Source organism: Bradyrhizobium sp. SZCCHNR1098 (assembly GCF_032489375.1).
GTDB lineage: Bacteria > Pseudomonadota > Alphaproteobacteria > Rhizobiales > Xanthobacteraceae > Bradyrhizobium.
Genome location: NZ_JAUEXY010000007.1, coordinates 355,037 through 362,657, shown reverse-complemented (window position 1 = coordinate 362,657; position 7,621 = coordinate 355,037). Strand labels below are relative to the sequence as shown.

General features: G+C 65.8%; 5 protein-coding genes and 1 tRNA gene. 1 reads left to right on the top strand and 5 read right to left on the bottom strand.

Going from position 1 to position 7,621, the window contains the following annotated elements; all coding sequences use genetic code 11:
• Nucleotides 1-76, bottom strand: a 76-nt coding sequence (locus tag QX135_RS17790; RefSeq protein WP_316234204.1) for a transposase, incomplete at its 3' end; no start/stop codon positions are given.
• A gap of 172 nt (nucleotides 77-248) precedes the next feature.
• Between QX135_RS17790 and QX135_RS17785 the strand changes: the two genes are divergently transcribed.
• Nucleotides 249-322, top strand: a tRNA-Cys gene (locus QX135_RS17785).
• Nucleotides 323-371: 49 nt separating this feature from the next.
• Here QX135_RS17785 and QX135_RS17780 read toward each other — a convergent pair.
• The 4 genes from QX135_RS17780 to QX135_RS17765 are packed head-to-tail and all read right to left on the bottom strand — an operon-like array spanning nucleotide 372 to nucleotide 7,605.
• A complete protein-coding gene (locus QX135_RS17780; protein WP_315738038.1) occupies nucleotides 372-545 on the bottom strand; it encodes a hypothetical protein in 174 nt (57 codons plus the stop codon).
• A 50-nt stretch (nucleotides 546-595) separates the two neighbouring features.
• Nucleotides 596-1,333 carry a tRNA-uridine aminocarboxypropyltransferase gene (locus tag QX135_RS17775; RefSeq protein WP_316178166.1) on the bottom strand — a complete coding sequence of 246 codons (738 nt, stop codon included), beginning with the start codon at nucleotides 1,331-1,333 and terminating at the stop codon, nucleotides 596-598.
• 39 nt (nucleotides 1,334-1,372) lie between these two features.
• On the bottom strand, nucleotides 1,373-4,477 hold the full coding sequence (locus tag QX135_RS17770) for an efflux RND transporter permease subunit (protein ID WP_316178165.1): 3,105 nt from the start codon (nucleotides 4,475-4,477) through the stop codon (nucleotides 1,373-1,375).
• Nucleotides 4,477-7,605 carry an efflux RND transporter permease subunit gene (locus QX135_RS17765; protein WP_316178164.1) on the bottom strand — a complete coding sequence of 1,043 codons (3,129 nt, stop codon included), beginning with the start codon at nucleotides 7,603-7,605 and terminating at the stop codon, nucleotides 4,477-4,479. Before QX135_RS17765 ends, QX135_RS17770 begins: the two co-directional genes overlap by 1 nt.
• Nucleotides 7,606-7,621: the final 16 nt, after the last annotated feature.

The following is a 7,621-nucleotide window of genomic DNA, read 5'->3' as shown; positions in this document are numbered from 1 at the left end:
CCACCGATACCCCGCGCTCCCTGACCAGCTTGACCGCCTCGACCTTGAACTCGCGACTGAACTTCCGTCTCTTCATCACCCACCTCCGGCTTCATGAAACACCCAATCTCGGTGTCCATCAAACCGGCAGCAGCTCAGGCTCACGAGTTTCTGAATTCACGCGGTCTAGCAGTTTCAGAAGCGGTGCACAGAACGAAATAGGACGGTTGCCTATCCCATTGATGTCCTGTATCGATCCGCCTCTATGGGGCCACGTGGCGGAGTGGTTACGCAGCGGTCTGCAAAACCGTTTACACCAGTTCAATTCTGGTCGTGGCCTCCACTCAATCAAAATCAAGCGGTTGGACTACCCATTGGGCCGCGAACCGGCGCTAGAAGGGCAGATCGTCGATGCCGCCGGGATAGCTGACCTGCGCGCGCGGCCAGGTCAGAATTGCCCTCCGTTCACCGGCCGAGACACCGCCCCGATCCGAGCCAGATCTGCCGGCCAGCCGGGGCGCGTAATCCCGGAACTGCACCACATTGGACTTTTCTGCTTCCTGCATGGCTCTCATCCTCGTTCCATGCTGCAATGCAAGAAGCGTACCCTCGGTTCCTAAACCCGCCGTTTGCGGCTGCGCCAATCCGGCTTGCGGACCTTTGGGCGGGGCGTGAGCTCCGGATGCTCTTTCTCCACCTCCCGATACCGCGCAAGCATGCGCTCGAAGCTCGCGTCGAGGGCCGTGGCGATCTCAGGCCGCCGTTCCAGCGCGGCCATCAGCATCCCGGCCGCCTCGATGGTCGACAGCCCGTCGCGGCGCGGTTCGCGGCGCAGCCGACCGTAGCGCGACGGCTGCCGCGGCCCGAGGATCACGCGCTGGCACTTCAGCATCCACGGATTGCGCCACCACAGCGCCTTGGCCTGGCTCCAGGTGCCGTCGAGCAGGATCACGCCCTCGATCGACTTGAGGATGGCGCGCTGGTTGTCGGCCACCTCACCCTTGCGGGTCACCGCGACCACCTCGCTCTCGGGATCGAGCTCGGCCGCCTTCGCCGAGCCGAGATAGAGAATGGCCCAGCGCGCGGGATCGGCGACCGGCCGTCCCAGTGCCTTGGCGAGGCTCGGCCAGGATAGCCCGACCTTGACCACCGCGTTCTTGAAATGCTGCGCGGCGAGCCGCGCGGTGCCGAGGGCGCGATCCTGCTCCTGCGGGTGCTGCAGGATCAGGAGCCCCAGCCGGCTTTCCAGCAGTGTGACGCTGTCGCAGATGCACAGCGGCAGCGGCTTCTGGCAACGCGGGCAATCGGGCGGCGCCTCGGTGGCGAGCGGCGGATGGTCGTGTGGTTCTGGCATGCGGCGGCTATACGCGCCCGCGGACAGCGCCACAACGGCTCATTCGGCGGGCGCGGCAAGCGGCTCCGGCGCAGGCCGGCGGCGCAGCCGGTCGATCAGCAGGTAGATCACCGGCGTGGTGTAGAGGGTGAGGATCTGCGACACCAGGAGGCCGCCAATGATGGTGATGCCGAGGGGACGGCGCAGCTCGGTGCCGGGACCGGTCGCGATCACCAGCGGCAGACCGGCGAACAGCGCGGCGAGCGTCGTCATCAGGATCGGACGGAAGCGCACCCGGCAGGCCTCGAAGATCGCGTCGGCCGAGGACATGCCGCGCTGGCGCTCGGCCTCGAGCGCGAAGTCGACCAGCATGATGCCGTTCTTCTTGACGATGCCGATCAGCAGGATGATGCCGACGAAGGCGATCACGGTCAGCGGCGTATTGGTGATCTGCAGCGCGAGCAGCGCGCCGAGCCCCGCCGACGGTAGCGTCGAGATGATGGTCAGCGGATGCGCCAGGCTCTCATAGAGCACGCCCAGCACGATATACATCGCGGCCAGGGCGAACAGGATCAAGAGCGGCTGGCGGCCGCTGCTCTTGTTGAAGTCTCCGGCATTGCCGTCGAAGCTGCCGCGGATGCCCTCCGGCATGTGCAGCTCATCGACGGCGCGCTGAATGTCGGCCGTCGCGGTCTGCAAGGGCACGTCCGGCAGCAGGTTGAACGACACGGTGGTCGAAGGGAACGATTGTGAGTGATACACCGCCAGCGGTGACAGGCCGCGCTCGGCCTTGACCAGTGCCGACAGCGGCACCTGCGCGTCCCCTGCCCCGGCCACATAGATGCGGTCGAGATTGGAGGGATCGGTCTGGAATTTCGGGTCGATCTCCAGCACGACCATGTACTGGTTGCGCTGGCTGTAGACGATCGAGATCTGGCGTTGCGCGAAGGCGTTGTTGAGCGCGTTGTCGATGTCCTGGACGCGGACGCCGAGGCTCGCCGCCTTCTGTCGGTCGATCCGCAGCGCGAGCTGCAGGCCACCGGGATCGCGGTCGCTGGAAATGTCGGTGATGCCGTCGACCGTCTCCAGGCGCTTGGCGACGATCGGCGCCCATTTCTGCAGAAGGTCGAGATCGGGGCTGCTCAACGCGTACTGGTAGTCGGAATCGCTCTGACGACCGCCGGTGCGCACGTCCTGCGCGGCGAACATGAAGAGCCGAATGCCGGGGACCATCGCGAGGCTCCGCCTGAGGCGGTTGATCACGAGCTCAGTCGAGACGCCCTCGCGCTCCGCCGGAGGCTTGAGGTTGATGAACATGGTGCCGCGGTTGGACGTCGCGCCGCCCGGCCCGCCGCCGCCCCCGATCGTCGAGCCGATCCCGGCCACGGCGGGATCGGCCATCACGATGTCGGCGAGCCGCTGCTGCAGACCCAGCATGGACTGGAACGAAATGTCGGCCGAGGCGCGCGTCGCACCGATGACGAAGCCGGAATCGTCGGTCGGGAAATAGCCCTTGGGCACCTTGATGTAGAGCGTCACCGTGAGCGCGATGGTGGCGAAGAACACGATCAAGGTGAGGAACGGATAAACCAGCACGCCGCGCAGCGTCCAGGCATAGAAGCGGACCATGCCGGACAGCGCGCCTTCGACGATACGGTCGAACCAGGTGGCACGATCGGACAGCGTCTCCTTGATGTAATGCGCGCAGATCATCGGCGTCACCGTCAGCGACACCAATGTCGACACGACGATTGCGAAGGTCAGCGTCAGCGAGAACTCACGCAGGAGACGGCCGACGACGCCGTCCATGAAGATCAAGGGCACGAAGGCTGCAATCAAAGAAAGGCTGATCGACAACACGGTAAAGCCGATCTGGCGGGCGCCATCGAGCGCGGCGCGCATCGGCGACAGGCCATGCTCGAGATTGCGGTACATGTTCTCGATCATGACGATGGCGTCGTCGACGACGAAGCCGACGGAGATCGCGAGCGCCATCAGCGAGAGATTGTCGATCGAGAAGCCTGCGAGCCACATCGCCGCGCAGGTGCCGGCCAGCGCCAGCGGAACCGAGACGCCGGCCGCCACCGTCGGCACCAGGCGGCGCAGGAACAGGAACACGACGACCATCACCAGCACGGCGGTCGCGAGCAAGGTCCACTGCATGTCCTCTACCGAGGCGCGAATGGTCCCGGTGCGGTCGACCAGAGTGGAGATCTCGATGCCGGCCGGCAGCCATTGCTTGAGCTCCGGGATCAGCGCCTTCACACGGTCGACGGTCTCGATCACGTTGGCGTCGCCCTGTTTCGCGATCTGGATCAGCACCGCCGGCTGCTTGTTGAACCAGGCGATCGAACGCACGTTGCGTACGGAATCCTCGACGTCGGCGACATCCGACAGCCGCACGAAGCTGCCATTGCTGCTCTTGATCAGGATGTCGCGGAATTCGGCCGCGCTGCGCATCTGCCTGTTGATGGCAATGGTCTCGCTCTGCCGCGCGCCCTCGAAGATGCCGACCGGCCCGATCGGATTGGCATTGATGATCGCCGTCCGGACATCGTCGGTCGAAATCCCGGCATTGGCGAGCGAGACCGGATTGAGCGCGATGCGCACGGCGGGTTGATCGGCGCCGCTGACCGTGACATTGCCGACGCCGGGCACCTGGAACAGACGCTGCGCCAGAACGGTGTCGGCGACGTCGTACATCGCGCTCGGCGTCATCGTCTTCGAGGTCAGGGCCAGAACGAATACGGGAGCCGCGGCCGTGTTCGCCTTGCGGAAGCGCGGCAGCGCCGGCAGGTCGCTCGGAAGGTCCGACAGCGAGGCGTTGATGGCCGCCTGGACGTCACGCGCGGCCTTGTCGATGTCGCGGCCGATCGAGAACTGGATCTGGATGTTGGTGGTGCCGAGCGAGCTCGTCGATGTGATCTGGTCGACACCTGCGATTTCGCCGAGCCGCCGCTCCAACGGCGCCGCGACCGTCCCCGCCATGACGGACGGGTCCGCACCCGGGCGCGACGCGCTGACGAAGATCGCGGGGAAATCGACGTTCGGCACGGGCGCGACGGGAAGGAAGATATAGGCGACGATCCCGACCAGGAACAAGCCGATCGAGAGCAGCGTGGTGCCGACCGGCCGGCGAATGAACGGCTCGGAGATCGAGGCCATCACTGGATGCCTTCGGTCGCACCTGCGATCGGCGGCGACGGCAGGTTCGGCGCCGGCGGCAGCGCGCGCTCGAAGCGACGATTGATGCGGTCGAGCGCGAGATAGATGACCGGCGTCGTGTACAGCGTCAGCAATTGGCTGAGCAGCAGGCCGCCAATGATGGAGATGCCGAGCGGAAAGCGCAGCTCCGAGCCGGTGCCGCTCTCGATCGCCAGCGGCAGCGCGCCGAACAGCGCGGCCAGGGTCGTCATCATGATCGGGCGAAACCGCAGGAGACACGCCTGCACGATCGCGTCGTAGGGTGTGCGGTTTTCGTGACGCTCCGCTTCGAGCGCGAAGTCGATCATCATGATCGCGTTCTTCTTGACGATGCCCATCAGCAGAATGATGCCGATCAGACCGATCACCGACAGGTCCTGGCCGAACAGCATCAGCGCCAGAATGGCGCCGACACCCGCCGAGGGCAGCGTCGACAGGATGGTGATCGGATGGATGTAGCTCTCATAGAGCACGCCGAGCACGATGTAGATCGTGACCACGGCCGCCAGCAGCAACCAGGGCTGGCCGGCCAGCGACTTGGCGAACTCGGCGGCATCGCCCGAATAGACACCGATGATGCTGCCGGGCATGCCGATGCGGTTCTCGGTCGCATGGAGCGCCTCGACCGCCTCGCTCAGCGCCGCGCCGGGCGCGAGATTGAAGCTCAGCGACACCGCCGGAAACTGCGCCTGGTGCGAGATGGCGAGCGGCGCGGTGGTGCGCTTCAGGCTCGCCACCGCCGAGAGCGGCACCTGGCCGCCGGCGCCAGGCAGATAGAGCTTCGACAGGACCGACGGGTCGCGCTGATACATCGGCAGCGCCTCCAGCACGACGCGGTACTGATTGGCCTGACCATAGATCGTCGAGATCTGCCGCTGCGCGAAGGCGTCGTTGAGCGTGTCGGTGACGCCCTGCAGACTGACGCCGAGCTGGCCGGCGCGCTGGCGGTCAATGGTCAGCTCCGCGCGCAGGCCGCCCTCCTGGGCTTCGGAGGAGGCGTCGCGGAATAGAGGGTCGCGGCGCATTTCTCCGACAAGCTGCCTCGCCCATTTCGACACCTCGGTGGCATCGGCGCCGGTCAGCGTGTACTGATATTGCGAGCGGCTCGCTTGGGTCGAGATCTGCACATCCTGGACGGGCTGGAAGTACACGGTCATGCCGGGCACGCCCGAGATTTTCTGCTTCAGCCGGTCGATCACCTCGGCGACGCCGTCCTGCCGCTCGCCGAGTGGCTTCAAGGTCATGACGAGACGGCCGACATTGGTGGTCGGGTTGACCGATCCGGCGCCGATCACCGAGACGACGCCGACGACGTCGGGGTCAGCCTGGATCGCGGCGGCGACGTCCGCCTGGCGTTTCGTCATTTCGGCGAACGACACGTCGGGGCCGGCCTCGGTCACCGCAGTGATCGAGCCGGTATCCTGCAGCGGCAGAAAGCCCTTGGGCGCGACGACGTAGAGAGCCAAGGTCGCCGCCAAGGTCGCGAAGGTCACGACCAGCGTCTCGGTCTGGCGATCCAGCACCCACAGCAGGCTGCGATGATAGACGGCCACGGTACGGTCGATGAAGCGGCTGACGGCGTTCAGCCCCGGCAGCACCCACTCCTCGCTGGCGTGCTTCAACAGCCGCGAGCACATCATCGGCGTCAAGGTCAACGACACCACCGCCGATGTCACCACTGCAATCGTCAGCGTCAGCGCAAATTCCCGAAACATGCGGCCGACCAGACCGGACATGAACAAGAGTGGAATGAACACTGCGATCAGCGATACCGTCAGCGAGATGACAGTGAAGCCGATCTCGCGCGCGCCTCGCAGCGAGGCGTTCATCGCGCTCTCGCCATTCTCCATGTGGCGCACGATGTTCTCGATCATCACGATGGCGTCGTCGACGACGAAGCCGGTGCCGATCGTGAGTGCCATCAGCGAGAGATTGTCGAGGCTGAAGCCGGCGAAGTACATCACGCCGAAGCTCGTGATCAGCGACAGCGGCAGCGCGACGCCGGCGATGATCGTGGCCCGCAACGAGCGCAGGAACAGCAGCACGACCAGCGTCACCAGCACCACGCTGAGCAGCAGCGTGAACTGCACGTCGTGCACCGAGGCGTGGATGGTCACGGTACGATCGCTGACGATAGCGAGCTTCACCCCGGCCGGAATCATGCGCTGCAGCTTCGGGATCTCGGCACGGATCTGCTTGACGACCTCGATGACGTTGGCACCCGGCTGGCGCTGGATGTCGAGGATGACCGCAGGGACACCCTGGTACCAGCCGCCGGTCCGATCGTTCTCCAGACCATCGAGAATCGTTGCGACATCGCCGATCGTGACCGGCGAGCCGTTGCGGTAGGCGATGATGATCGGCTTGTAAGCGTCTGCGGTCCCGATCTGGTCGTTGGCCGTGATCAGATAGGCCTGCTGCGCCCCGTCCAGCGATCCCTTGGGTCCGGAGACGTTGGCGCCTGCGATGGCGGCGCGCAGGTCCTCTATCGAGATGCCATAGGCCGCGAGCCGCGCCAGGTCGGCCTGCACGCGCACCGCGGGCTTCAGTCCACCGAGCACCGAGACGCGGCCGACGCCGGAGACCTGGCTCAGCCGCTGCGCCAGGATCGTGTCGGCCATGTCGCTCATCGCGCGCAAAGAGATCGTGTCCGAGGTCAGCGCGAGCGTCATGACCGGCGCGTCGGCCGGATTGACCTTGGCGTAGGTCGGCGGATAGGGCAGCGACTTTGGCAAGACGCCGGCGGCGGCATTGATTGCCGCCTGGACGTCCTGGGTTGCGCCGTCGATGTCGCGGCCGAGATCGAACTGCAGCGAGATCTGGCTGACGCCGAACGAGCTTGTCGAGTTCATCGCGGACAAGGACGGGATCTGGCCGAGCTGGCGCTCCAGTGGGGCCGTGATCAGCGAGGCGATCACATCAGGGCTGGCGCCCGGCAGTTGCGTCGTCACCTGGACAGTCGGGAAGTCGACCTGCGGCAGCGCCGAGACCGGCAGCGCGAGATAGCCGAGCAGGCCGCCGATCAGCAGGGCGACGCCGAGCAGCGAGGTCGCGATGGGACGGCGGATGAAGGGTTCGGAGACGCTCATCGCGACTGCTCGTCAC